This is a genomic window from Pseudaeromonas aegiceratis, assembly GCF_046254905.1.
Classification (GTDB): domain Bacteria; phylum Pseudomonadota; class Gammaproteobacteria; order Enterobacterales; family Aeromonadaceae; genus Pseudaeromonas; species Pseudaeromonas aegiceratis.
The window spans coordinates 2,693,225-2,717,268 of record NZ_CP158016.1; the positions used below are offsets into that span (position 1 = coordinate 2,693,225).

A 24,044-nucleotide genomic window follows, 5' to 3' on the forward strand; every position below is an offset into this window, starting at 1 on the left:
ATCAATCCTTTGTCATGGTGGCCGCCTGCAGCATCTCCAGCAGACGGCGTTTATGGACCTTGCCCACCGGGGTCAGCGGCAGGCGTTCGAGCAGTGTCAGCCGATCTGGCAACTTGTATTCCGCCAGACCCAGCTCCCGTAAGAAGAGCCGCAGCTGCGGCAGCCCCAGGGGCGTCTCTCCCTTGAGCACCAGACAGGCACAGATCCGCTCCCCCAGCGCCTCATCGGGCAGCCCCAGGGCGGCAGCGGCGGCGACGGCGGGGTGTTGCAGCAGGCAGGCCTCCAACTCGGCGGCGGCGATCTTCTCCCCGCCCCGATTGATCTGGTCCTTGCTGCGGCCCACCACCTGGAGATAACCGTCCGCCCGCAAGCGAACCCGATCTCCGGTGCGATAAAACCCCTCCGGGGTAAAGGCCAGGGCATTGTGTTCAGCGGCGCGGTAATAACCGCGAATGGTGTAGGGACCGCGGGTCAGCAGGTTGCCCTCCTGGCCCACAGGCACGGGCCTGTCCTCATCATCCAGTATCACTATCTTGTCATCCGGGCTGATGGGGCGCCCCTGGCTATGCAGCAGCCGCTCCTCGGCATCGCCCAGGCGGGTGTAGTTGACCAGGCCTTCCGCCATGCCGAAGACCTGCTGAAACTGGCAGGCCGGCAGGCGCTGGATGGCTTGCTGCGCCAGGGTGGGCGCCAGGGGGGCGCCCCCCACCTGCAGCAGGCGGATCCCCGCCAGCTTCACCTCGGCGTTGGGCTGGGCCAACCACAGTTGCAGCAGCGACGGCACCAGGGCCAGGTGATTGATCTGATGGCGTGCCACCAGCTCGAACGCCGTGGCGGGCTCGGGTCCCTCCGCCAGAATGACGCAACCGCCCGCCCACCAGATCCCCAGCGCCCCGGGAGAGCTCAGCGGGTAGTTATGGGCTGCCGGCAGCACGCACAAAAACCGCTGCTCGGGCGTCAGGCCGCACAGACGGGCACTCTCGCGAACGCTGTAGAAATAGTCATCATGAGTACGAGGGATCAGCTTGGGCAGCCCAGTGGTGCCCCCTGACAGCTGAAAAAAGGCCAGGGCGGAGGCCGGTGGTGGTGCTGGCAACGCCCTGGCCGGCGGGGTGCCGGCCAGCGGCCAGGGTGTCAGCTCCTGCGCCTCCCCAAGCACCAGCAGGTGCCGCAAGGTCGGACACTGAGCCTGAACCTGTCGCGCCAGCACACGGTAATCAAAGCCCTGCCAGACATCGGCACTCACATAGGCCACTGCCTCTACCTGCTGGCAGAAGCTGACGATCTCCCGGCGCCGGTGGGCCGGCAGGGCCAGCACAGGAACTATGCCCAGCCGCAGCAACGCCAGAAACAGCAGATAAAACTCGGCCCGATTGGGCAGCTGGATCACCACCTTGTCGCCAGGCTGCCAACCCAGCGTCAGCACTCCCTGGGCCAGTTGCGTCACAGCCTGCTCCAGCTGGCTGTAACTCCATTGCCGCTGACCGCAGATGAGGGCCGTCTGGTCGCTGTAACAGGCCGCCCCCCGCAGCAGCAGTTGACTCAAGGGTTGCCCCAGCCAATAGCCGGCAGCACGGTAGTAGGTGGCCAGCGCCGCAGGCCATGGAGTCCAGCCGAGATCCTGAGTCGTCATGCCAGACCCTCCGTCCAGCCACTCAGCCCCAGCGCCCCCAACAGGGTCTGAAACTTGGCCGCCGTCTCCCGTCGCTCGGCGGCAGGGTCGGAGTCAGCCACCACGCCGGCGCCGGCATAGAGGGTGGCCCGGTTGCCTTGCACCTGGGCACAGCGAATGGTGACGGCCCATTCGCCGTTGCCCTGGGCATCACACCAGCCCACGGCACCGGTAAACAGCCCCCTGGGATCGTGTTCCAGACGATCCATCAACGCCAGCGCAGGCTCAGTGGGATAGCCCCCGACGGCCGGGGTCGGATGCAAGCATTGCAGCAGATCCAAAACGCCCAGATGGGATGCCGGCAGCCGCCCGCGGATCGGGGTGGCCAGATGCCACAGGGTGGGCGTGGGAATAAGCTGGGGAGTCTCGGGGATCCAGGTCTGACAACCCAGCCCCTGCAAGGCCTCCCGTATGCCCTGGATCATCAGGGCATGCTCATGCTGATCCTTGCGCGAGGCCAGCAAACGCTGCGCCTGCTGCGCATCCTCCTGCGTATGGCTGCCGCGGGCCAGGGTACCGGCCAGGGGCAAGGCCTCAAACTGGCCGTCATGGCAGGCGATCAGCAGCTCAGGACTGGCTCCCATCAGGCTGGCCGGTGCATCCTGGGCCGCGAGCCCCAGCGCAAAGCGATACCCGGCACCATGTGCCAGTGCCAGATGGCGCAACAGAGCCGCTTGATCCACGGCATCACGGGTCTCAATCTGCAGCTGTCGCCCCAGTACAACCTTCTGTACCGGACCTTGCCGCAAGGCGTCCCTGGCCAGCCCCACCGCCGCCTCAAAGTCTTCTGCGCTGGGCACGGACTGATAGAACTGAGCCTGGCTGGCCAATGGGCGGGAGTGGGACTCTTTTTGCAGGGGCTGGCCGAATCTGGGCGCCTTGGCCAGCCACAACCGCACCGGCTCCTGCCGACCAAAGGGGATGGCACCGGCGATGCAGGCCCCGTCGGGCGCCTGTTGCAGCCAATGACGCAAGGTGGGCAGCAGTGTCGTTAAACTTTCCCCCGGCAAGGGATCGCACTGGGCCGCATCCGGGATCAGCAGGGTGCCGCTGGGTGAGGCGAAAAAGAACGGCATGCCGGGTCGGTACTGAGATAACAGCACCTCACCGGGCATGTTGGGGCGATTAAACGCGGGGCAAGCATCCATAGCGCGACTCTCCATCGTATCCGGTGCCACAGCACCTCCCATCAAGGGAAATGGATCTTATTGGGAATCATTCTCACTTGCAATGGAATTGTTTCGTTTGTCGTGCCAGCTGGATCTCGAGGCAGGGCACAGGTGGTAAGGGGCGATCGATCGACCAGGCCAGCGCCCCTATCCAGGGGGATGACAGACAGAGATCCCGCACCCATCCCCCTTGGTCGGTGACAGGGTAACAACCGGCCTCGGGGTGGCAGCAAACCGGCGTACTGCCCCAGCGGGTCAACCCATGGCCCAGCGCCTTAAGCCAGGCCTCCTTGCGCACCCAGAACCGCCACGGTGACCAAGCCGGCCCCAGTTGCTGTTGCCGCATTCGCTCTTCGGCACTGAGCAGAGGGGGTAGCCAATCCATCGCAGAGTGGGGATCCACCGCCTCCAGATCCACCCCCACTGGAGCCTGGGTCGAGATGGCCAACAGGGCGTATCCAGCCGCATGACTCAAGGAAAAATGGGGGCCGCCGACCAGGGTCGGCTTGCCGTTTTCTCCAACCTCGAAACGCAGCGCCGACGGATGCTCGCCCCGCATCTGGCCCAGGAGGCAGCGCAAGCCAAGGTGGGCATGGGCATATTGGTCAGCCAAGTGGGGTTGACGCAGCTGGGCCAGCCGCAGCCGCTCCCGCTCATCCAGCCAGGCCAGACAGTCGGTTAGCCGAGGCTGCTGCACAGACCAGCGATACAAAAACAACATGAGGCATTATTGATATTGATTCTCATTGGCGATAGAGTGCCAAGCATTCGCGTCTAAGGCAATCATCATGATCCCATCCAGCTCCACGGCCCGGCAGGATGCCTGGCTACTGTGGCCCCTGGCCGCCATTCACTTCTATCACCTGCTGGATCTGCTGATGTTGCAGCCCCTGGCCCCGCAACTGATGAGCCAGCTGGCCCTCTCCAGCGGCCAGTTTGCCAGCCTGGTGACGGCCTATGCCCTGTGTGCCGCCGTGGGAGGCCTGATTGCGGCCCTGTTTATCGACCGGGTGGAGCGCAAGCGGCTGCTGCTCTGCCTGTTTGCCCTATTCAGCCTGATGACGCTGCTGTGCGGTCTGGCCAGTGATTATGGCGTCTTGCTGCTGGCCCGGGGGGTAAGCGGCCTCGCCGGCGGCATGCTCAGCGCCATGGTGCAGACCCTGATCGGCGATCTGATCCCGCCGGAGCGGCGCGGTCGCGCCACCGGCCTCATGATGTCCATGTTCTCCCTGGCCAGCATACTGGGGGTGCCCTTGGCCCTCTGGCTCAGCGAGCTGGGCGGTTGGCGGCTGCCCTTTGTCCTGCTCGCCACCCTGGCATTGCCCTGTGCCCTGGTAGCGGCCTGGCGCCTGCCCCGCCGACCACCCATGCCGCAAGCCAAGCTGAGCCACCCCCTGGCCATGTGGGGACGCATACTGGCGCCCCGGCGCCACCGCGCCGCCTTGCTGTTTGTCTGTTGCGGCGTCTTCTCCGGTGCCTGCGTCATGCCGTTTCTGGCCATCTATCTGACCCAAGCGTTGCAGGTCTCCAGCGGCCTGCTCTCCTGGGTCTACCTGCTGGGGGGCGCCGCCACCCTGCTGGCCAGCCGCTGGGTCGGCGGCTGGAGCGACCGGGTGGGCAAGCCCCAGGCCTTCTTGCGCCTCGCCGGCCTCTCCCTGCTGCCCATCACGCTCATCACTCAGTTGCCCCCCCTGCCCTGGTACGGCCTGCTGCTGGCCACCACCCTGTTCTTCCTGCTGGTACCCTGCCGCTCTGTGCCGGCGGTGGCCCTGGTGACCAGCTCGGTGGATCCGGCGCTGCGGGGCGGCTTTCTGGCCATGAACGCCAGCTGCCAGCAGTTGGCCACCGCCGCCGGGGCCACGGTGGCAGGACAACTGGTGCAGGTGAGCGAACAGGGGGTCAGCGGCTATGGCTATGCCGGTCTGCTGGGCGGGCTGGCCACCCTGGCGGCCATGGTCCTGTGTCTGCGGATCCCGCCCCTACCCCGGGCAGAGCCCAGCACGGCCTGAGGCCGACGCGCCAACAAAAAGGGCCTGCAACAGCAGGCGCACAAACAAAAAGGGCCTGCAGCAGCAGGCCCTTGGGCAAGGCAATAGCGGGGGCGGCTTAGATGGAGAAGGAGGAGCCGCAGCCGCAGGTGGTGGTGGCATTGGGGTTGGTCACCAAGAAGCGGGAGCCTTCGAGGCCCTCGGTGTAGTCCACGGTGCCGCCCACCAGGTACTGCAGGCTCATGCCGTCCACCACCATGATGACGCCATCGCGCTCCACCACGGTATCGCCGTCATTGATCTTCTCGTCGAAGGTGAAGCCGTACTGGAAGCCGGAGCAACCGCCGCCGGTGATGTACACCCGCAGCTTGAGTTCCGGATTCTCCTCTTCGGTGATCAGGCTCTTGATCTTGGCCGCGGCGGCCGCGGTCATCTCGATGGGGAACTGCATCTCAACACTGTCGCTCATGATCAACCTCACATAATGCAATGGGGCGGATTATCCAATACCCGAGTTGGGAGTTCAAGTATTCGCCGCCGCCCCGGGCTGGCCGGTCTCGGCCGCCGTTTTTTGCCGGGCCAGCCGCAGGGTCCGCTCCAGGATCTGGCTGTAGATGGGCCGACCGCCCAGCATCTGCGCCACCAGGGTCGCACACAAGGTGGTGATCATCATGGGCAGGATCAGGCCGTAGTTGTTGGTCATCTCGGTGACCAGCACTATGCCTGTCACCGGCGCCCGCACCGAGGCGGCAAACAGCGCCCCCATGCCGGCGATGGCGAAGGTGCCGGTCTCGATGGGCAGGCCGGGGAACAGCTGGCTGAACAGCTGGCCCAGCATGGCGCCACACAGGGTGCCCAGGGCCAGGGACGGGGCGAACACGCCGCCGGGGATGCCGGAGCAGAAGCACAGCAGGGTGCCGGCCAGCCGCCAGATCAGCAGCAGCAACAGCGCCTCGTAGGACAAGGGGCTGGAGATCCACACGGGGATCTCGTGCATGCCGCTGCCGCTGAAGCCCTGGCCGTACAGGGAGAGCACGCCGAAGCCCCCCGCCACCAGCATCAGCAGGGCCACCACCCGGCTGCGCTGGTTGCGGTGCAGCGCCAGATAGGTGTCCTGCACCCGGTTCACCGCCCGGTTGAAGCCGTAGCCTATGCCCCCCATCAGGCAGCCCAGCAGCACATACAGGCCACCGGTGGACAGATGGGGCGTGGCAAAGTGGGGCAGATGAAACACCGGCTGGGTGCCCAGCAGCAGCTGGCGGACCACGGTGGCCATGATCACCGCCGTGCTCACCGCCTTCACCGACAAGAAGGAGTAGCGAAACTGGGGCCGCATCTCTTCGAGCACAAACAGGATACCGGCCAGGGGAGCGTTGAAGGCCGCCGACAGCCCCGCCGCCGAGCCTGCCGCCAGCAGGGCGTGGCCGGCATCCTTGGGCAGCTTGAACAGCTCCGCCACCATGCGGCCCACGTTGCCGCCGATCTGCACCGAGGGCCCCTCCCGGCCCAGTATCATGCCGGAGCTTAAGGAGAGGGAGCCGCCGAAGAACTTCACCGGGATCACCCGCCACCAGCGCACCGGCCGCAGATCATCCATGGCCCCCTCGATCTCGGGAATGCCGGAGCCCCCCGCCTCGGGAGCGAACCTGTGGGTCAGGTACATGGCCACGCCGCCGAACAGGGCGCTGATGGCGAAGGCCAGCAGCCAGAGAGTCCAGCCCTCGAACTGATCCAGAACGTCGAAACGCCGCTCGATGAGATAGTCGGCCACCGACTCGAAGGCGGCGCAGATGCCCCCCCCCAGGCTGCCGGTCAGGGCGGCCAAGGCCAGTATCTTGGGGGAGGTATGATCGCGCTTGACGAAGCGGCGGATCACATTGCGCAGGCGGCGTCTGCGCCGTTTGGTGTGCTGGCGCTGGCGGGCGGGGCTCATGGCGGGCATAAGAAACACTACTCCTGGGCGTGTCGGGGGGGCGGTTTGTCCCTAACCGGCTTTTTGCTATAGTCCGGGGCTATTATCGGGCAAAGCCCGCCTGGGTTGAACCCTGAACCTCAGGTCATTATCCATCTGTTTTCGTCAGAGGAATCCCTAATGAGTCTCTCTCACCCGCCCCTTCGCTCCCAACAACTCATCGAGCAGGCCCGCCAGCGCATTCCCGGCGGCGTCAACTCCCCGGTCCGGGCCTTCAACGGGGTGGGCGGCACCCCCCGCTTCATCCAGCGGGCCGACGGCGCCTACCTGTATGACGTGGACGGCCAGGCCTATGTTGACTACATCGGCTCCTGGGGCCCCATGCTGCTGGGCCACAACCACCCGGCCATCAAGGCGGCGGTGCTGGCGGCGGTGGAGCAGGGCCTGAGCTACGGCGCCCCCACCGAGGTGGAGGTGCGCATGGCCGAGACCCTGGCCCGCCTGGTGCCCGCCATGGAGATGAGCCGCATGGTCAACTCCGGCACCGAGGCCACCATGAGCGCCATCCGCCTGGCCCGCGGCTACACAGGCCGGGACAAGTTCATCAAGTTCGAGGGCTGCTACCACGGCCACGCCGACGCCCTGCTGGTCAAAGCCGGCTCCGGCGCCCTGACCCTGGGGCAACCCAACTCCCCCGGCGTGCCGGCAGACTTCGCCAAGCATACCCTCACCTGCACCTATAACGATCTGGCATCGGTGGCCGCGGCCTTTGCCGAATTCCCCGACGAGATCGCCTGCATCATAGTGGAGCCGGTGGCGGGCAACATGAACTGCATCCCGCCGGAGCCGGGCTTCCTGCAAGGGCTGCGCGCCTTGTGCGATCAGTACGGTGCCCTGCTGATCCTGGACGAGGTGATGACCGGCTTTCGGGTGGCCCTGGGTGGCGCCCAGGCTCACTACGGCATCAAGCCCGATCTCACCACGCTGGGCAAGATCATCGGTGGCGGCATGCCGGTGGGCGCCTTCGGCGGCCGGCGGGACATCATGGAGCAGCTGGCCCCCATCGGTCCCGTCTACCAGGCCGGCACCCTGTCCGGCAACCCGGTGGCCATGGCCGCCGGGCTGGCCATGCTCGACGCCATCCAGGCCCCCGGCGTGTACGAGGCGCTGAACGCCAAGACAGCCCAGGTGGCTCAGGGCCTGAAGGCGGCCGCCGACCAGCACGGCATCCCGTTGGCCATCACCCAGGTTGGCGGCATGTTCGGCTTCTTCTTCAGCCGCGAGGCCCACATCAGCCGCTTCGAGCAGGTGACCGCCTGCGATCTGGCCGCCTTCAAGCGCTTCTACCACCTGATGCTGGAGGCCGGCATCTACCTGGCCCCCAGCGCCTTCGAGGCCGGCTTCCTCTCCCTGGCCCACGGCGAGGCGGAGATAGCCCAGACCCTGGCCGCCGCCGACGCCGCCTTCGCCCAATTGAAGGCCGAGGGCTTCGCCGCCTGAGGTAGCCGACCGGCCCGCGGCTAGCGGGCCAGTTGGCAGCGCACCCGACTGCCCTGAACCCCGGGCACCATGGCCTGGGGCTGCTCACAGCCGGCACAGGCCTGGGGGCAGCGCTCCTTGAAGAAGCAACCCGTCGGCAGCTGCCGATTGCTCGGCAGCTCCACCGCCAGGCTCAGGGCCTCATCCAGCGACCGGCTGGCATGGGGAGTCGAGTCCAACAGCAGCCGGGTATAGGGATGCGCCGGCTGACCCAGCACCTGGGCCGTCTGCCCCAACTCCACTATCTGCCCCAGATACATCACCGCCACCCGATCGCTCATGTGCCGCACCACGGAGACGTTGTGGGAGATGAGCACATAGGTGAGGTTGCGCTGCCGCTGCAGCGCCTTGAGCAGGTTGAGGATCTGGGCCTGCACCGAGATATCCAGCGCCGAGGTAGGCTCGTCCAGCACCATGATGTCCGGCTCGGAGGAGAGGGCCCGGGCGATGGAGATGCGCTGGCGCTGGCCGCCGGAGAACTCATGGGGCAGCCGGTCCAGGTATTCCGCCCGGATCCCCACCTGCTCCGCCAGCTCCGCCGCCAGGGCGCGCCGGCTGGCCTCCGAGCTGCGCTTCTGGATATAGACGGGTTCCGTGATGATGCGCCAGATGGGCAGCCGGGGATCCAGCGACGACTGGGGATCCTGAAACACCATCTGCATGCCGGAGCCGAACCAGGAGCCGCCCTCCCGGGCGCGGAACACCTCCCCCCCCGTGGCCGGCACCAGGCCCATCAGCAGCTGGGCCAGGGTGCTCTTGCCGCAGCCCGACTCCCCCACTATGCCCAGGGTCTCGCCCCGGCGTATGCTCAGATCCACGCCGTTCAGGGCATGGACAAAGTTCACCGGTCGGCCGCGCCAGTTGTACTTCACCGGATAGTGCACCTGCACCCGCTCCAGGCGCAGCAGTTCGTCAGCATTCATAGGCCGGCTCCTGTCGAGTGGCGGCATCGGCCGGGACGGCGGCCTGCCAGCAGGCCACCTGGCCCCCGGCCAGGGGCTGCAGGCTGGGCACCTGCTGACAACGGTCGTCCGCCCGGGCACAGCGATTGGCAAAGGCACAGCCCTGGGGCGGCCGGATCAGGTTGGGCACAGTGCCGGGGATGGCCTCCAGGGGCTGGCCCGGGGCCACCGTCTCCGGTGCGGCCCGCAGCAGCCCCTGGGTGTAGGGGTGCTGGGGCCGGGCCATCAGACTGGCGGTGGCACCGGACTCCACCACCTGGCCGGCGTACATGACATAGACCCGATCGCACAGCTGGGAGACCACCGCCATGTCGTGGGTGATAAACAGCACGGCGGTGCCGTCGGCCCGGGCCTTGTGCTTGAGCAGGGCCAGCACCTGGCGCTGCACCGTCACATCCAGCGCCGTGGTGGGTTCATCGGCGATGATGAGCCGCGGCTCGCAGGAGAAGGCCATGGCGATCAGCACCCGCTGGCGCATGCCGCCGGAGAGCTCGAAGGCAAAGCGCTCCAGCACCTGCTCGGCGTCCGGGATCTGCATCTGGGTCAGCAGATCCACGGCCTTGCGGCGGGCGGCGCCCTTGTCCAGCGCCTGATGGCGGCGGATCACCTCCACCATCTGCCGGCCGATCTTGCGGGTGGGGTTCAGGGCGTTCATCGGCTCCTGGAAGATCATGGAGACGTCTTTACCGCGCATCTGGTTCATCTGGCCATCCGTGGCGGTCAGCACGTCCCGGCCCAGCAGCCGTATGTCCCCCGACACCACCTGATAGCTGCCCCGGGGCAGCAACTGCATGGCCAGCATGGCGGTCACCGACTTGCCGGAGCCGGACTCCCCCACCACGCCGACGATCTCGCCGGCATCGACCCGCAGGTTGACGCCGTTGAGGGCATGGACCCGGCCGCCGTAGACCGGAAACTGCACCCGCAGATCCGTCACCTGCAGCATGCTTGTGGTCTCGCTCATGGCTACCTCCCCCGGCTGCGGGGATCCAGCAGATCCCGCAAACCGTCACCGAACAGATTGAAGCTGGTGGCCGTCACCAGGATGGCCAGGCCGGGAAAGGCCGAGTACCACCACTGATCCAGCATGTAGTTGCGGCCGTTGGCCACCATGGCCCCCCACTCCGCCGACGGCGGCTGGGCCCCCAGGCCGATGAAGCCCAGGGTGGCGGCCATCAGGATGGCGGTGCCGATATCCAGGGAGGCCTGCACCACCAGCGGCGGCATGGCGTTGCGCAGCACGTGCCAGCCGATGAGGTGCCAGCGGGAGGCGCCGAAGGTCATGGCCGCCTGCATGTAGGCCTGGTGGCGCAGCGCCAGGGTCTGGCCCCGGGCCAGCCGCACGTAAAACGGAATGCGCACCACCACTATGGCCAACATGGCGTTGGTCAGGCTGGGCCCCAGTGCCGCCGCCAGGGCCATGGTCAGCACCAGGGAGGGCACCGACAGCATGATGTCCATGCCCCGCATGATGAGGGCATCCAGCCAGCCCCCCAGCACACCGGACAGGCAGCCCAGCAGGGAGCCCAGGGTGCCGGCCAGCAGCACCACCAGCAGGCCGGCGGTGATGGATTGGCGGGAACCCACCAGCACCCGGCTGAACAGATCCCGGCCCACCTCGTCGGTGCCGAACCAGTGGTCGGCGGAGGGCGGCAGCAGGCGGGCGGTCAAGTCCACCAGATCCGGATCCTGGGGTGCCAGCCAGGGAGAAAACAGGGTCAGCAGCAGCATCAACAGCATGATGCCGCCCCCCACTAACGTCAGGGGACTGCGCCGGATATCAAACCACAGTCGCCCCCAGGGCAGGCCCTTGCCGGGCCAGCCGATAGACAGAGCCGTCATCCTCAGCCCTCCTTGCGCAGACGCGGATCCACCCACAGGTAGAGCAGATCCACCAGCAGATTGACCAGCACATAGGCCACCGACACCACCACCGCAAAGCCCATGACCGCGGGGAAGTCCAGTGACTGAATGGAATTGACCACATAGGCCCCCATGCCCGGCCAGGCGAACACGGTTTCGGTGAGCACGGCGCCGTACAACAGATCCCCCAGCGCCAGCCCCAGTACCGTGATGGACGGGATCAGGGCGTTGGGCAGGGCGTGGCCCAGGATCACCTGCCAGCGGCCCAGGCCGTTGGCCCGGGCGGTCCGCACATAATCCTCCCCCAACTGCTCCAGCATGGCGGAGCGGATCTGCCGGGCCACTATGCCTACGTGGACAAACGCCAGGGTGACCGCCGGCAGCAGCAGGTGCTGCAGGGCATTCCAGAACACCGCCAGATCGCCCGCCAGCAGGGCATCCAGGGTATAGAAGCCGGTGTGACTGGCCGGTGGATCCAGCCAGTCATCCAGCCGGCCGCCGCTGGGCAGCCAGTCGAGGTGGCCGTAGAACACTATGATGGCCCCCAGCCCCAGCCAGAAGGCCGGGGTGGAGATCCCCGCCACGGCGAACACCCGCACCAAGTGATCGATCCAGCGGTTCTGCCAGACGGCGGACATGACCCCCAGCGGCACCCCCATCAGGATGGCCAGCAGCAGGGCGGCGAATGCCAGCTCCAGGGTGGCCGGGAAGAAGGCCCTAAGGTCTTCCAGCACCGGCCGCCCGGTGCGGATGGAGTTGCCCAGATCCCCGTGCAGCAGATCCACCAGATAGTGATAGAACTGGTAGAGCAGGGGCTGATCCAGCCCCAGCTGATGACGGATATGGGCCACCATGGCGTCACTGGCCCGTTCCCCGGCCAGCAGTCTGGCCGGGTCACCGGGTATCAGGTGGGAGATGACGAAGGTGATGACGCAGACGCCAAGACTCACCAGGATCAGCCCCCAGATCCGCTGGCGGATCAGGTTCCACACATTCATAACCACCTCAATCCCGCGCTATCACTCTTTGTGCATCTGGTCGATGTTGAACACCTGCTCCAGCATGGGGTTGAAGACGAAGCCCTGCACCCCCTTGCCCATGGCCACCTGGTAGTTCTTCTGGAACAGGTAGACATAGGCGGCATCGGCGATCACCTGCTGCTGCGCAGCCTGGTACAGACGGGTCCGCTCGGCCTGATCCGAGATGCCCTTGGCCTGGGTCAGCAGCTGATCCACCTCGGGGTTGTGATAGAAGGAGCGGTTGCCCGGCAGGCCCGCCTTGTCGGACTCGAACCAGTAGTTCATGAACATGTAGGGGTCGGCGAAGTCCGGGCTCCAATTGCCGATGGCGATCTGGTAGTTCCCCTGGCCGATGCGCTCACGCATGGTGGCGTTGGCCAGCTTCTCCAGCTTGACCTGGATCCCCTGCTTGGCCAGGCTGGCCTGCACCGACAGGGCGATGGGTTCCCAGTTGGGATCGTTGTCGGAGTAGAGGAAGCTCAGGGTCTTGGGGGCGTCCGCCACCTGGGCGAAGGCCGCCTTGGCCTTGGCGGGATCCAGGCTGTACTGCATGGCCTGGGCATCGTAACCCCACATGCCCTCGGGGATGGGACCGCGCATCTGCTTGGCCGCCCCGCCCAGGATGCCATCTATGATGCCCTGGTAATCCACGGCGTAGGAGACCGCCTGCCGCAGGGCCGGCTGGCTCAGGGGGGCCTTGGCATTGTTCAGATACAGGTAGGTCACCCGCAAGGAGGGATACTCCTGCACCGCCACCTTGCCTTCGGCCTTCACCGCCGCCAGCTGATCCACCGGCAGGCCTTCGGCTATGTCCAGGTCGCCCCGGGTCAGCTGCAGGCGACGGTTGGCACTCTCACCAATGATCTTCACCGTCACCCGCTTGAAGGCCGGCTTGTCACCCCGATAGGCCGGGTTGGGCACCAGCACCAGCTTCTGCCCCTTCTGCCAGCTGGAGAGCATATAGGCGCCGGAGCCGGCGGAGTGGCTGGCCAGCCAGGCCTTGCCCTCGTCTTCCGGATGCGCCTTGGCCACCGCCGGGTTGATGATGCCGGCACCGTTGTTGGCCAGGGTAAACAGGAAGGGGGCGAAGGGCTGGCTCAGCTTGAACTGCACCGTCATGGGATCCACCACCTCGACCTTGAGATCGGAGGGGAAGGCCTCGGCCGGCCCCTGGCCGATGGCCAGCAGGCGTTCGAAGGTCCACTTCACCGCCGCGGCGTCCACCGGGCTGCCGTCATCGAAGAAGTTGCCGCCCTTGAGCTTGAAGGTCCAGGTGAGCTGATCGTCGGACACGCTCCAGCTGTCGGCCAGCTGGCCTGCCACCTCGGTGGAGCCCTGGCCGTTTTCGCTCTTGTAGGCCACCAGGCGCTGATACAGGGGGTAGGTCACGGTCCAGTCGTTGTTGTCTATGGTGACGGCGGGATCCAGGGTCTGGGGATCCGCCGCCTTGCCGATCACCAGCATGTCCTTGGGTACCGCGGCCAGCAGGGCGGGTGAGCCCAGTCCCAGGGCCAGGGCCAGGGAGAAGGCCAGGGGGTTGAGCCAGGCAGATCCGGTTTTTCTATCCATGATGACACTCCTGTGAAAGATGAAAGAACAGCTGTGTTAGGGGGTTACATCCAAGGTTGCCTCGTTGAGCAAGGGGTAGCTGGCGGCATTGGGCAGTTCGAAATGCCACCATTCGGAGTCGATGCCGACGAAGCCGGCGCCAAACATGATGCCGTTGAGCAGCAATCGGTTGCGCTGGATCTGCGGCGGCAGATCCGGGTAGTAGGGGTGGGCGGCGGGGCCCATCTCGTCGAAGCCGGTGCCCATGGCCAGGGGCTGGCCCGCGTCATCCAGCAGGGTCACGTCCACCGCCACCCCCCGGGTGTGGTGGGAGCCCAGGCGCACGTCACGCACGTAGCGGGGATCCGGCAGGGTGGCCCACAGCCGCTCCTGAGCCGCCTGGGGCCGATAGGCATCCAGCACCAGCAGGCGGTAGCCCGCCAGGCGGGCATGGTGCGCCGCCCGCTGCAGGCAGGCCAGGGCGTCCGGGTGCAGCAGGCAGGTGCTGCTGGCGTAGATGGGACGGCCTGTGATGTTGTTGCTGGTGGCATAGCGCAGATCGAAGCGCACATCGGTCAGGTGACTGGCCACATCGAGGAGGACGGGAGAAGACGACATGAGAGGTTCCATTCAAGATTCAAATTGACCCAGCTCTTTTTGCAGCGTGCGGTTGGCATCCAGCCGGGCCTCCACCGAGGCACCGCGCTGCTCCAGAACGGCAGAGAGCAGGAGGTTGAACAGGCAGCTCAGGGGCGAGAGCGAGTCCCAGAACTGGTTGGTATCCGTCTTGAGTTGCAGCAGATCCAGGGGGTAATCCCGGGCCCAGGGGCAATAGACGTCGGTGATCAAGGCCATGGGGATCTGACGCCGGCTGGCCGCCTGACAGAAGCGCTGGGTCATCACCGAATAGGCCCGCAGATCTGTGAGCACCACGTAGGGCCGGGTAAATTCGGAGTTGAGCGACTCCACATAGGTGCCGGACTGGCCGTCGGCGTAGAAGACCCGCGGGCGCAGGTACTCCAGATGGCTGAAGAAGGCGTGGGCAATCCCCCGGGTGGACTGGATGCCGAGAATAAACACCGCCTCCGCCTCCACCAGCTGGCGGCTGATGCGGGCAAACGCCTCCCCCTGGGCCAGCTCATAGGCATGGCGGATGGCATCCAGCTCCAGGTTGAGGGACTGCTGCAGCGTCTGTTGCGCCGGCTGAGCCTGGCGATGCTGGTAGGCATCGAAGCGATCCGTCACCAGCCAGGGATGGGGCGGCAGGCTGCTGCCCTCCCGCAGGCTCTGCTTGAGATGATCCAGGTTGCGATAGCCCAGGCTGCGCAGGAAGCGCCCCACCGAGATGCCGCTGGTGCCGGCCTGGCGGGCTATGCTGTCGGCGGTGTCGAACGGCAGGTGCGCCAGATTGGCGAGCATGTAGCTGGCGATGCGCTTGCCCACCGGGGTCAGCCGGGAGAAGGCCTGTTCAATCTGCGTCACGAGTTCCAGTTGTTCCGCCATGGGGCATCCAGGTTGGTTGATTGTCATTTGCGCACCGCTTGTTATCTCAGTAACAAGCCAGGAAAAGCATAATGTGGGCCAGCTGGTCAAAGAACATTCTATATGTTTGATAATTAAATAATTTACAGTTTGATTGACCCAATCTGTCCCTGTGGCGCCGCACCATGGTCCCCCGCGCAAAGGCTCCCTGGCCGCAAGTTGGGCACCGTTTGGGTGCAGGTGGGGCCGCTGACAAGCGCCCATTCACCGTGGTCACCCTGACCCTCGCCTAGGCCGGCAGCGGCCGTTACACTTGTGCCACCAACGGGACAACCCCCGCCCAAGGAGCCCCCATGACTCACAAGACTCAGCTGATCCATGCCGCCGGCGCCCTGCCTGGCCGCACCGCCCCCCTGGCCATCAGCGGCCGCCACTTTGTCTCGGGCCAGCCCATGCTGCCGCCCTTCCCGGCCCATCTGGCGCAGGTCTACTTCGCCATGGGCTGCTTCTGGGGGGTGGAGCGATTGTTCTGGCAACAACCCGGGGTGCGGGTCACCGCCGTGGGTTACCAGGGGGGCTTTACGCCGAACCCCAGCTACGAGGAGGTCTGCTCCGGCCTCACCGGCCACGCCGAGAGCGTGCTGGTGGTCTTCGATCCCCGGCAGATCGACTTCGCTACGCTATTGAAGCTCTTTTGGGAGCAGCACGATCCCGCCCAGGGCATGGCCCAGGGGGCCGACATCGGCACCCAGTACCGCTCGGCCATCTTCACCACCAGTGCAGCCCAGCAGGCCGCCGCCGAGGCCAGCCGCGCCGCCTACGCCCAGGCCATGGCTGCCGCCGGCGATGCCCGCCCCATCACCACAGAGATCAATCCGGCACCGGCCTTCTACTTTGCCGAGGAGTATCACCAGCAGTACCTGGCCAAGCATCCCGGCGGTTACTGCGGCCTGGGGGGTATCGGCGTCTGCCTACCGCCACAAGGCTGAGGACAAGGCCCGGCACGCCCCCAAGGGCCATGGCCAGGCTGGTCGGGCCGGCCATTCCCGCTAGGCGCGGCTATGCTCAAGCCATCTTATTTGCCCTGAACCCGAGGTCGCCCTGCCATGGGATTTACCGCCAATGCGCCTTGATCTCGCCGCCCTGAGCAGCCGCGGCCCCCGGCTGCGCCTCGCCTTGCTGTCCCTCACCATGTTGGCCTTCGCCGGTAACTCCCTGCTGTGCCGGCTGGCCCTGCAATCCGGCGGCCTGGATCCGGCGGACTTCACCCTGCTGCGCCTGGCCTCCGGTGCCCTGATGCTCAGCCTGCTGGTGCGCCTGCGGGGGGACAGCCAGCGCCGCTTAAACGGCAGCCTGGCCGGCGCACTCTGGCTGCTGGCCTATGCCGGGGGCTTCTCCTTTGCCTACCTGAGCCTGGGGGCCGCCAGCGGTGCCCTGCTGCTGTTCGGCGCCGTCCAGGGCACCATGCTGCTGGCCGGCCTGGCCCGGGGGGAGATACTGGGGCTCAGGCAATGGCTGGGGGTCTGCCTGGCCATCGCCGGCCTGGTGGTGCTGCTGATGCCGGGGCTGCAGGCCCCGCCCCTGCCCAGCGCCCTGCTGATGCTGGGAGCCGGGGTGGCGTGGGGCGGCTACTCATTGCGTGGCCGTCACGCCCAGGATCCCCTGGCGGCCACCGCCGGCAACTTCCTGCTGGCCACCCCATTGGCCCTGCTGCTCTGCCTGCTGCTGCGCCAGGGGCCCCTGCCGGCGGGAACCGGCCTCATCTATGCCCTGCTCTCCGGCGCCCTGGCCTCCGGCCTAGGATATGCCCTCTGGTATGCCCTGCTGCCCCGCCTGCCGGCCACCCAGGCCGCTACCGTCCAGCTGAGTGTGCCGCCCCTGGCGGCGCTGGGGGCCGTCCTGCTGCTGGGCGAGCCGTTGGGAGGCCGCCTGCTGCTGAGCGCCCTGGCGATCCTGGGCGGCATCGCCCTGGTGATCCGCGCGCCAGCCAGGCATGCTGATACTCAGTCCACATCCCGTCCCTAGTTTCCGGCCTCCCGAGGAGTTCTGCATGCCCTCTTGCGCTCATTCCCCTGTCATACCGCCGCTGCACCTGCGTCAGGCCAGCCTGGCGGATGGCCCGCACCTGGCCCGCCTGGCGACCCAGCTGGGTTATCCCAGCACCGAGGCGCAGATGGCCCGCCGCCTGACCGCCCTGCTGCCCCGGGCGGATCACTGGATCGGTGTGGCCGAGACCGGGGAGCCGGGACAGGTGGTGGGCTGGCTGCACGCCACTGTGCTGGCGAGCCTGGAGCTGGATCCCTATGCCGAGATCCTGGGGCTGGTGGTGGACCAAGGCTGTCGCGGGCAGGGCATAGGTCAGCAACTGGTGGCGGCCGCCAGCCGCTGGGCCCACGGCCAGGGCATGGACCACCTCTGGGTGCGCTCCAATCTCGTGCGTCAGGAGGCCCACCACTTCTACCGGCGCCTGGGCTTTACCGACCTCAAGGCCCAGCAGGTGTTCGGCCTGGCCCTCCCGCCAAGGGAACGGCCGGCATAACCCTGCCCTTGTTCCGTGTTTGTTGACCCAATGGGGGCCTATACTGAGTCGTCTAGCCCGCCCAGTGCGGTTTATCGGACCCGGTCCCGCAACACCGGGCCCTCAAAACAAGGAGCATTCATGAGCACCATTACCCTGCAAGGCAATCCCGTCGAGGTAGCCGGTCAATTCCCCGCCGCCGGTCAAGCCGCCAAGCCCTTTAGCCTGGTGAACAAGGATCTGGCGGACGTGGGTCTGGGCGACTTTGCCGGCCAGCGCAAGATCCTCAACATCTTCCCCAGCGTGGACACCCCGGTTTGCGCCGCCTCGGTGCGCAAGTTCAACGAGCAGGCCAGCGCCCTGACCAATACGGTGGTGCTGTGCATCTCCGCCGACCTGCCCTTCGCCCAGGCCCGCTTCTGCGGCGCCGAAGGCCTGGACAAGGTGGTCAGCCTCTCCACCCTGCGTGGCGCGGCCTTCCTGGCCGACTACGGCGTGGCCATTGCCAGCGGCCCGCTGGTGGGCCTGGCCGCCCGGGCCGTGGTGGTGCTGGATGAGCAGGACAAGGTGATCTACAGCCAGCTGGTGTCTGAGGTGACCGAAGAGCCGGACTACGCCGCCGCCCTGGCCGCCCTGGCCTGATAAGCTCAGCGCCCAGCAAAAAGGCTCCCTAGGGAGCCTTTTTTATTGCCGTGACGGCACGGCGCAAGCGTCATCAGAACTCGTTGGACAGGGCCTTGTAACCGCGCACCAGATCGATGTTGGTGTGAGCCACGTCTTCGGAGAATTCGGTGGCATCGGCGGTGACCCGGGGGATGGTCTCCAGATCCGTCTGCGGGCCGATGCGGGTGGTGGAGGGCACATAGAAGCCGGGGGGCAGATCGCAACCGTCCACCACGGCGTTATGGCGCACCACACAGCCTTCGCCAATCTTGCAGTTGAACAGCACGCTGTTGAAGCCCAGGAACACCTTGTCCCCCACCTCACAGGGACCGTGGACGATGGAGCGGTGAGCGATGGAGCTGAACTCGCCTATGGTCACGGCACCGCCAGACTTGGAGTGGATCACCACCCCATCCTGGATGTTGGAGTTGGCGCCTATGACGATGGGCTCCATGTCGCCGTTGTCATCCACCTCGTCGGCGCGGATCACCACGTAGGGTCCCACAAACACGTTTTCCTTGATGATGACCTTGCCACAGACGATGGCGGTCTTGTCGACGTAGGCGGACTCATGGATCACCGGCTGATGGCCGGAGGGATTCTTGCGTATCATCTTGCTGCAGTCCTTTTTAGGGGAAGGAAACCGCCGCCCGACAGGTCAGCGGACGACGGCAACTCAGCTTACGCCACCCCCGAGGACAGGAGAAGCCATAACTGGTCTATCCCCTTCACCACATGGGTATTACCCTTGGGTGGACTGCTCGGCCAGCTGCAGATAGAGCTGGCGCAGACGCAAGGAGACAGGCCCCGGCTTGCCATCACCAATGGTCTGACCATCGAGACTCACCACAGGCCACACCACGGTCGTGGCGGAGCTGATGAAGGCCTCCTTGGCCGCCAAGGCTTCGTCGATGGTAAAGGCCCGCTCCTCCACCTTGATGCCGCCATCGGCCGCCAGCTGCATCAGCGCCTGGCGGGTGATGCCGTGCAGTATGTCGTTGCTCAATGGCCGGGTCACCACTGTGCCGTCGGCGGTGACGATATAGGCGTTGCTGGAGCTGCCCTCGGTGACGAAGCCGTCCTCCACCAGCCAGGCGTCATCGGCGCCCCGGGCGTGAGCCAACTCCTTGGCCAGACACGGCGCCAGCAGCTGGACCGTCTTGATGTCCCGGCGGTGCCAGCGAATATCCGGCAGGCTCACCACGTGGATGCCGGTGCTGGCCTGGGGCGCATCCTTGAGCGGCCTGGCCTGGGTGAACAGCAGCAGGGTGGGCGGCAGATCCGCCGGGGCGCAGAAGTCCCGATCACCGGCCGCGCCGCGGGTCAGCTGCAGGTAGATACCGCCTTCATGCAACTGGTTGCGGATCAGCAGTTCCTGGTGGATGTCCCGCAGCTGCTGCTCGCTCACCGGCAGCGTCAGTCCCAGCTCGCGACAGGAGCGCTGCAGGCGGGCAAAGTGGCCGGCAAAGTCCACCAGCTTGCTGTTCAGCACGGCGGTGACTTCATAGACGGCATCGGCGAACAGGAAGCCGCGATCAAACACCGAGACCTGGGCCCGGTTCTCTTCCAGATAGCGGCCATTGAGATAAACGATACGAGTCATGATGAAATTCCTTCTTGTTGATGACAGCGGCCTAGCCCCACAGGGCGGCCTCACAGGGTTGCATCAGGGCGCCGTCGTAGGCAAAACCGTCGGGCCGGTCGGTGGCCAATAGCAATGGGCCGTCCAGATCCACCACCCGCACCCCCTGGGCCAGCACGAAGGCCGGCGCCATGGCCAATGAGGTGGCCAGCATGCAGCCCACCATGATCCCCAGCCCCGCCGCCTCGGCCTCGGCCTTGAGGGCCAGGGCCTCGGTGAGGCCCCCCGTCTTGTCGGTCTTGATGTTGATGAGATCATAGCTGCCCAGCACGGCCGGCAGGCTGCTGCGATCGTGGCACGACTCGTCGGCACACAGGGGGATGGGCCGCGGCAGGCTCGCCAGCAGCGCCTCCTGTCCGGCGGGCAGGGGCTGCTCAATCATCGCCACCCCCAGGGTGGCCAGCTCGGGCACCAGCTCCCGGTACAGAACCTCATCCCAACCCTCGTTGGCATCGACGATGATCCGGGCCTCGGGGGCGCCGCGGCGCACCGCCGCCACCCGGGCCAGATCCCCGGCGCCGGCGAGTTTCAGCTTGAGCAAGGGCCGCCAGGCATGTTGGCGGGCCACCGCTTCCATGGCCTCAGGCGTGTCCACCGACAGGGTGTAGGCACACACCTGGGGGGCCGGCGCACTCAGGCCGGCCCGTTGCCAGATCCGCTGCCCCGACTGCTTGCAGGCCAGATCCCACAGGGCACAATCGATGGCGTTGCGGGCGGCGCCGGCGGGCAGCCGCTGCTGCAGCGCCTCGCGGCTGAGGCCCTGCTCCAGGGCCGGCAGCAGTTCGCCGATCTCCGCCATCACCCCCTCGACGGTTTCACCGTAGCGGGCGTAGGGCACGCACTCCCCCCGCCCCACGGCAGCCCCGTCCGTCAGTTCCACCACCACCACCCGGGCCTCGGTGCGGGCCCCGCGGCTGATGACGAAGCGGCCGGCGATGGGCCAGGACTCTTCAAATACCCTTGCCTGCATGGCGCCTCCTTACAGGGCGTCGATGATGCGATCCACACCCTGGCGAACCGGATCGACGGTGGGCAGGCCGAACTTGGCCTCGATGTCCGCCAGCAGGGCCAGGGCCTCGGCCTCGGGCAGCTTGGCGGTGTTCACCGAGATGCCGACGAAACGGGCGGCCGGATTGGTCAGGCGGGCGGTGAGCAGGTTGGCGGCCATGCAGGCCTCCAGATCCGGTACCGCGTACTCGGGCAGGCCGCGCATGTGGCTGCGGGTCGGCTCGTGGCACAGCACCAGGGCATCGGGTTGGGCACCGTGGATGAGGCCCGTGGTCACCCCGGCGAAGGAGGGGTGGAACAGGGAGCCCTGCCCTTCGATGAGATCCCAGTGATCGGCGTCATTTTCCGGGCTCAGCCACTCCACGGCACCGGAGACGAAGTCAGAGACCACGCAGTCCACGCTGACCCCGGCGCCGCTGATGAGGATGCCGGTCTGGCCGGTGGCGCGGAAGGTGGCCTTCATGCCGCGCTCCTGCATGCTCTTCTCCAGGGCCAGGGCGGTGTACATCTTGCCGCAGGAGCAGTCGGTGCCCACCGGCAGCAGCCGCTTGCCGGCCCGCTTGCGGCCATTGGCCACGGCGAAGGTGCGGGTGGGATGACGCACGTCGAACAGGGCACGGCCCAGGCGGTCGGCGGTTTCCTTGAGTTCAGGCACGTCGGACAGACGGTTGTGCAGGCCGGCGGCCAGATCCATACCCAGCTCCAGGGCCTCCTTCAGCAAAGAGATCCAGCCCGGGGCTATGATGCCGCCGCGGTTGGCCACGCCGATCACCAGGGTGCGGGCACCGGCGGCCCAGGCCTCGGCCAGGCTCATCTCCGGCAGGCCGCAGTCGGCCTGGCAACCCGGCAGGCTCAGCTGGCCGACGCACAGATGGGGGCGCCACTGCTTGATCCCCAGGGCCACCTTCGCGGCCAGGGCATCGGGGGCATCGCCCAGAAACAGCAGGTAGGGTTGCGGGATGATGGACTCACTCATGTTGCGCTCCTTGAAAAGAGATGACCGCCAGGTCTTCCTTGCAGTCCGATTGTCTAGGTTTCATAGCGGATACAGCAGCAATCGTACCAATCTTGCTGATATCTGGTGATCGACACTAGATTTGACCAACAATAAAAAATTAAACGCCAGGCGACATTCCCATGATTCGGCTTCTCAGCATCTTCTGCTGAGATTCGAGAAATTATCGGATTAAGTTCTGATGATTCAGTGGATCATCCTGGCGAGAGCCGGCGGGGAGCAAACCTCACAATGCAACAAAATAGCCCACCATTTTGTAGCAACACCACCAAAGTCGCTCATGCCGCCACCAAACCACCGAGATAACCACTGGCAAACTCCCTGCAACACCAGACAATATCTGGCCTAATCCCCGATCCAGGCCAGGATGCCGCCCAGGTGGCCGCGCCAAGCCCCCACCAGAACAGCGCCGATAGCTAGTGTTTTATTCTGATTTTTTTCGAGACATTGAAGTGATATATCGCTATTTTTTCTTTGCCAGTTTGGCCCGAATGTTGCGAAGGCTGTTAGAGTGATGGGTTCCTGCTGGCTAAGCCGGCAGGCTGCAGTTCCCCCACAGTCCCCCTGAACTAGATGAAGAAGAAAAGGAGCGTTCCGCCATGGAGGCAATCACCTCATTTATTAACACCGTCAACGGCATCGTCTGGGGCGTCCCCATGCTGGTGCTGATCCTGGGGGTCGGCATCTTCCTGAGCCTGGGGCTCAAGCTGATGCCGATCCTCAAGCTGGGCACCGGCTTTAAACTGCTGTGGCAGGGCCGTCAGTCCAGCGACAAGGGCGAGATCCCCCCCTTCCAGGCCCTGATGACCGCCCTGTCCGCCACCGTGGGCACAGGGAACATCGCCGGGGTGGCCAGCGCCGTGTTCCTCGGCGGTCCGGGCGCCCTGTTCTGGATGTGGATGACCGCCCTGGTTGGCATGGCCACCAAGTACGCCGAGGCGGTGCTGGCCCTGCACTACCGGGAAAAAGACAAGAACGGCGCCTATGTCGGCGGCCCCATGTACTACATCAAGAACGGCATGGGAGCTAAGTGGGCCTGGCTGGGTGGCCTGTTCGCCCTGTTTGGCGCCCTGGCCGGCTTTGGCATCGGCAATACGGTGCAGGCCAACTCCATGGCCCAGGTGCTGAACACCAACTTCGGTGTGGATCCCCTGACCGTGGGTCTGGTGACCATGGTGATCGTGGGCCTGGTGCTCATCGGCGGCATCAAGCGCATCGGTAAGTTTGCCGGCGCCCTGGTGCCCTTCATGGCGGTGGCCTATATCCTGGGCAGCCTGGTGGTGCTGGCCATCAATGCCCAGGCCCTGCCCGGCGCCTTTGCCCTCATCTTCCAGGAAGCCTTCACCCCCACCGCCGCCCAAGGTGGCTTCGCCGGTGCCAGCATCTGGATGGCCATCCGCTTCGGTGTGGCCCGGGGCATCTTCTCCAACGAGGCCGGCCTGGGCTCCGCCCCCATCGCCCATGCCAGCGCCCAGAACCAGGATCCGGTGCGCCAGGGTCTGGTGGCCATGCTGGGTACCTTCATCGACACCATCATCATCTGCACCATGACGGGACTGGTCATCATCAGTGCCGGCAGCTGGACCAGCGGTGAGACGGGGGCGGCCCTGACCTCCCTGGCGTTCTCTACTGCCCTGCCCAGTGTGGGCAACTACCTGGTGGCCATCGCCCTGGCGCTGTTTGCCTTCACCACCATCATCGGCTGGTCCCTGTATGGCGAGCGCTGCGTCACCTACCTGTTCGGCGTCAAGGCGGTACTGCCCTACCGCATCCTCTGGGTGCTGGCCATCCCGGTGGGTGCCGGCATGAGCCTGGATCTGGTCTGGCTGGTGGCCGACACCCTGAACGCCATGATGGCGCTGCCCAACCTCATCGCCCTGCTGGCCCTGAGCCCTGTGGTGTTCCGCCTGACCCGCGCCTACTTTGGCGAGGCGGAGACCGACAAGTCCCTGGCCGCCTCAGTGGCCGACTAACCCCCGTCCGGCCACCTACTTTAGGTAGGTGGCCCCCTTTCTCTTACCCCTGATCTGTTGTACAGGAGGTT

23 protein-coding genes are annotated in these 24,044 nt (G+C 66.1%); 7 read left to right on the forward strand and 16 right to left on the reverse strand.

Annotated features, from left to right (window positions below; all coding sequences use genetic code 11):
• Position 1: 1 nt before the first annotated feature.
• The 3 genes from ABHF91_RS12670 to ABHF91_RS12680 all read right to left on the reverse strand — a co-directional run bounded on the left by ABHF91_RS12670 (position 2) and on the right by ABHF91_RS12680 (position 3,562).
• On the reverse strand, positions 2–1,633 hold the full coding sequence (locus tag ABHF91_RS12670) for a (2,3-dihydroxybenzoyl)adenylate synthase (RefSeq protein WP_409420636.1): 1,632 nt from the start codon (positions 1,631–1,633) through the stop codon (positions 2–4).
• A complete protein-coding gene (locus ABHF91_RS12675; RefSeq protein WP_409420637.1) occupies positions 1,630–2,820 on the reverse strand; it encodes an isochorismate synthase MenF in 1,191 nt (396 codons plus the stop codon). Before ABHF91_RS12675 ends, ABHF91_RS12670 begins: the two co-directional genes overlap by 4 nt.
• 73 nt (positions 2,821–2,893) lie before the next feature.
• The gene (locus tag ABHF91_RS12680; RefSeq protein ID WP_409420638.1) at positions 2,894–3,562 is read right to left on the reverse strand and encodes a 4'-phosphopantetheinyl transferase family protein; all 669 of its coding nucleotides are present in this window, start codon (positions 3,560–3,562) and stop codon (positions 2,894–2,896) included.
• Positions 3,563–3,629: 67 nt separating this feature from the next.
• On the opposite strand from ABHF91_RS12680, the gene ABHF91_RS12685 reads away from it, so the two are divergent.
• Complete coding sequence (locus ABHF91_RS12685; protein ID WP_409420639.1) at positions 3,630–4,850, forward strand: MFS transporter; 1,221 nt, start codon at positions 3,630–3,632, stop codon at positions 4,848–4,850.
• 97 nt (positions 4,851–4,947) lie between these two features.
• On the opposite strand, the gene erpA is transcribed toward ABHF91_RS12685, so the two are convergent.
• On the reverse strand, positions 4,948–5,298 hold the full coding sequence (gene erpA / locus ABHF91_RS12690; RefSeq protein WP_409420640.1) for an iron-sulfur cluster insertion protein ErpA: 351 nt from the start codon (positions 5,296–5,298) through the stop codon (positions 4,948–4,950).
• 54 nt (positions 5,299–5,352) lie between these two features.
• The gene (gene clcA / locus ABHF91_RS12695; protein ID WP_409423118.1) at positions 5,353–6,762 is read right to left on the reverse strand and encodes a H(+)/Cl(-) exchange transporter ClcA; all 1,410 of its coding nucleotides are present in this window, start codon (positions 6,760–6,762) and stop codon (positions 5,353–5,355) included.
• Between the two features lie 159 nt (positions 6,763–6,921).
• Here clcA and hemL point away from each other — a divergent pair, with 159 nt between their 5' ends.
• Complete coding sequence (hemL, locus tag ABHF91_RS12700; RefSeq protein ID WP_409420641.1) at positions 6,922–8,241, forward strand: glutamate-1-semialdehyde 2,1-aminomutase; 1,320 nt, start codon at positions 6,922–6,924, stop codon at positions 8,239–8,241.
• 20 nt (positions 8,242–8,261) lie between these two features.
• Here hemL and ABHF91_RS12705 read toward each other — a convergent pair whose 3' ends face one another.
• Genes ABHF91_RS12705 through ABHF91_RS12735 form a run of 7 tightly spaced genes read right to left on the reverse strand, consistent with a single transcriptional unit; the run spans position 8,262 to position 15,175 of the window.
• The gene (locus ABHF91_RS12705) at positions 8,262–9,203 is read right to left on the reverse strand and encodes an oligopeptide/dipeptide ABC transporter ATP-binding protein (RefSeq protein WP_409420642.1); all 942 of its coding nucleotides are present in this window, start codon (positions 9,201–9,203) and stop codon (positions 8,262–8,264) included.
• The gene (locus ABHF91_RS12710) at positions 9,193–10,206 is read right to left on the reverse strand and encodes an ABC transporter ATP-binding protein (RefSeq protein ID WP_409420643.1); all 1,014 of its coding nucleotides are present in this window, start codon (positions 10,204–10,206) and stop codon (positions 9,193–9,195) included. Before ABHF91_RS12710 ends, ABHF91_RS12705 begins: the two co-directional genes overlap by 11 nt.
• A gap of 2 nt (positions 10,207–10,208) precedes the next feature.
• Positions 10,209–11,084 (reverse strand): D,D-dipeptide ABC transporter permease, encoded by an 876-nt coding sequence (gene ddpC, locus ABHF91_RS12715; protein WP_409420644.1) that lies wholly within the window; start codon positions 11,082–11,084, stop codon positions 10,209–10,211.
• Positions 11,085–11,086: 2 nt separating this feature from the next.
• Positions 11,087–12,103, reverse strand: a complete 1,017-nt coding sequence (locus ABHF91_RS12720; RefSeq protein ID WP_409420645.1) for an ABC transporter permease — start codon at positions 12,101–12,103, stop codon at positions 11,087–11,089.
• A 21-nt stretch (positions 12,104–12,124) separates the two neighbouring features.
• Positions 12,125–13,693: an ABC transporter substrate-binding protein gene (locus ABHF91_RS12725; RefSeq protein ID WP_409420646.1), complete on the reverse strand. Its 1,569-nt coding sequence runs from the start codon at positions 13,691–13,693 to the stop codon at positions 12,125–12,127.
• A gap of 36 nt (positions 13,694–13,729) precedes the next feature.
• Positions 13,730–14,290, reverse strand: a complete 561-nt coding sequence (ddpX, locus tag ABHF91_RS12730; protein WP_409420647.1) for a D-alanyl-D-alanine dipeptidase — start codon at positions 14,288–14,290, stop codon at positions 13,730–13,732.
• A 12-nt stretch (positions 14,291–14,302) separates the two neighbouring features.
• Entirely contained in the window at positions 14,303–15,175 is an 873-nt protein-coding gene (locus ABHF91_RS12735) for a MurR/RpiR family transcriptional regulator (protein ID WP_409420648.1), read from the reverse strand.
• A gap of 332 nt (positions 15,176–15,507) precedes the next feature.
• On the opposite strand from ABHF91_RS12735, the gene msrA reads away from it, so the two are divergent.
• The 4 genes from msrA to tpx all read left to right on the forward strand — a co-directional run bounded on the left by msrA (position 15,508) and on the right by tpx (position 18,314).
• The gene (gene msrA / locus ABHF91_RS12740; protein ID WP_409420649.1) at positions 15,508–16,143 is read left to right on the forward strand and encodes a peptide-methionine (S)-S-oxide reductase MsrA; all 636 of its coding nucleotides are present in this window, start codon (positions 15,508–15,510) and stop codon (positions 16,141–16,143) included.
• A gap of 133 nt (positions 16,144–16,276) precedes the next feature.
• Complete coding sequence (locus tag ABHF91_RS12745; RefSeq protein ID WP_409420650.1) at positions 16,277–17,179, forward strand: DMT family transporter; 903 nt, start codon at positions 16,277–16,279, stop codon at positions 17,177–17,179.
• 25 nt (positions 17,180–17,204) lie between these two features.
• Entirely contained in the window at positions 17,205–17,693 is a 489-nt protein-coding gene (locus ABHF91_RS12750; protein ID WP_409420651.1) for a GNAT family N-acetyltransferase, read from the forward strand.
• A 120-nt stretch (positions 17,694–17,813) separates the two neighbouring features.
• A complete protein-coding gene (gene tpx, locus ABHF91_RS12755) occupies positions 17,814–18,314 on the forward strand; it encodes a thiol peroxidase (RefSeq protein WP_345011347.1) in 501 nt (166 codons plus the stop codon).
• A gap of 73 nt (positions 18,315–18,387) precedes the next feature.
• On the opposite strand, the gene ABHF91_RS12760 is transcribed toward tpx, so the two are convergent.
• From ABHF91_RS12760 to dgcN, 4 genes are all read right to left on the reverse strand, one after another.
• Positions 18,388–18,948 carry a carbonate dehydratase gene (locus ABHF91_RS12760; RefSeq protein ID WP_409420652.1) on the reverse strand — a complete coding sequence of 187 codons (561 nt, stop codon included), beginning with the start codon at positions 18,946–18,948 and terminating at the stop codon, positions 18,388–18,390.
• Positions 18,949–19,077: 129 nt separating this feature from the next.
• Positions 19,078–19,938: a D-amino-acid transaminase gene (locus tag ABHF91_RS12765; RefSeq protein ID WP_409420653.1), complete on the reverse strand. Its 861-nt coding sequence runs from the start codon at positions 19,936–19,938 to the stop codon at positions 19,078–19,080.
• Between the two features lie 31 nt (positions 19,939–19,969).
• Positions 19,970–20,947 carry an N-acetyl-D-Glu racemase DgcA gene (dgcA, locus tag ABHF91_RS12770; protein ID WP_409420654.1) on the reverse strand — a complete coding sequence of 326 codons (978 nt, stop codon included), beginning with the start codon at positions 20,945–20,947 and terminating at the stop codon, positions 19,970–19,972.
• Positions 20,948–20,956: 9 nt separating this feature from the next.
• Positions 20,957–21,961 (reverse strand): N-acetyltransferase DgcN, encoded by a 1,005-nt coding sequence (gene dgcN / locus ABHF91_RS12775; RefSeq protein WP_409420655.1) that lies wholly within the window; start codon positions 21,959–21,961, stop codon positions 20,957–20,959.
• Positions 21,962–22,599: 638 nt separating this feature from the next.
• Here dgcN and ABHF91_RS12780 point away from each other — a divergent pair.
• Positions 22,600–23,973 (forward strand): alanine/glycine:cation symporter family protein, encoded by a 1,374-nt coding sequence (locus ABHF91_RS12780; protein ID WP_409420656.1) that lies wholly within the window; start codon positions 22,600–22,602, stop codon positions 23,971–23,973.
• Positions 23,974–24,044: the final 71 nt, after the last annotated feature.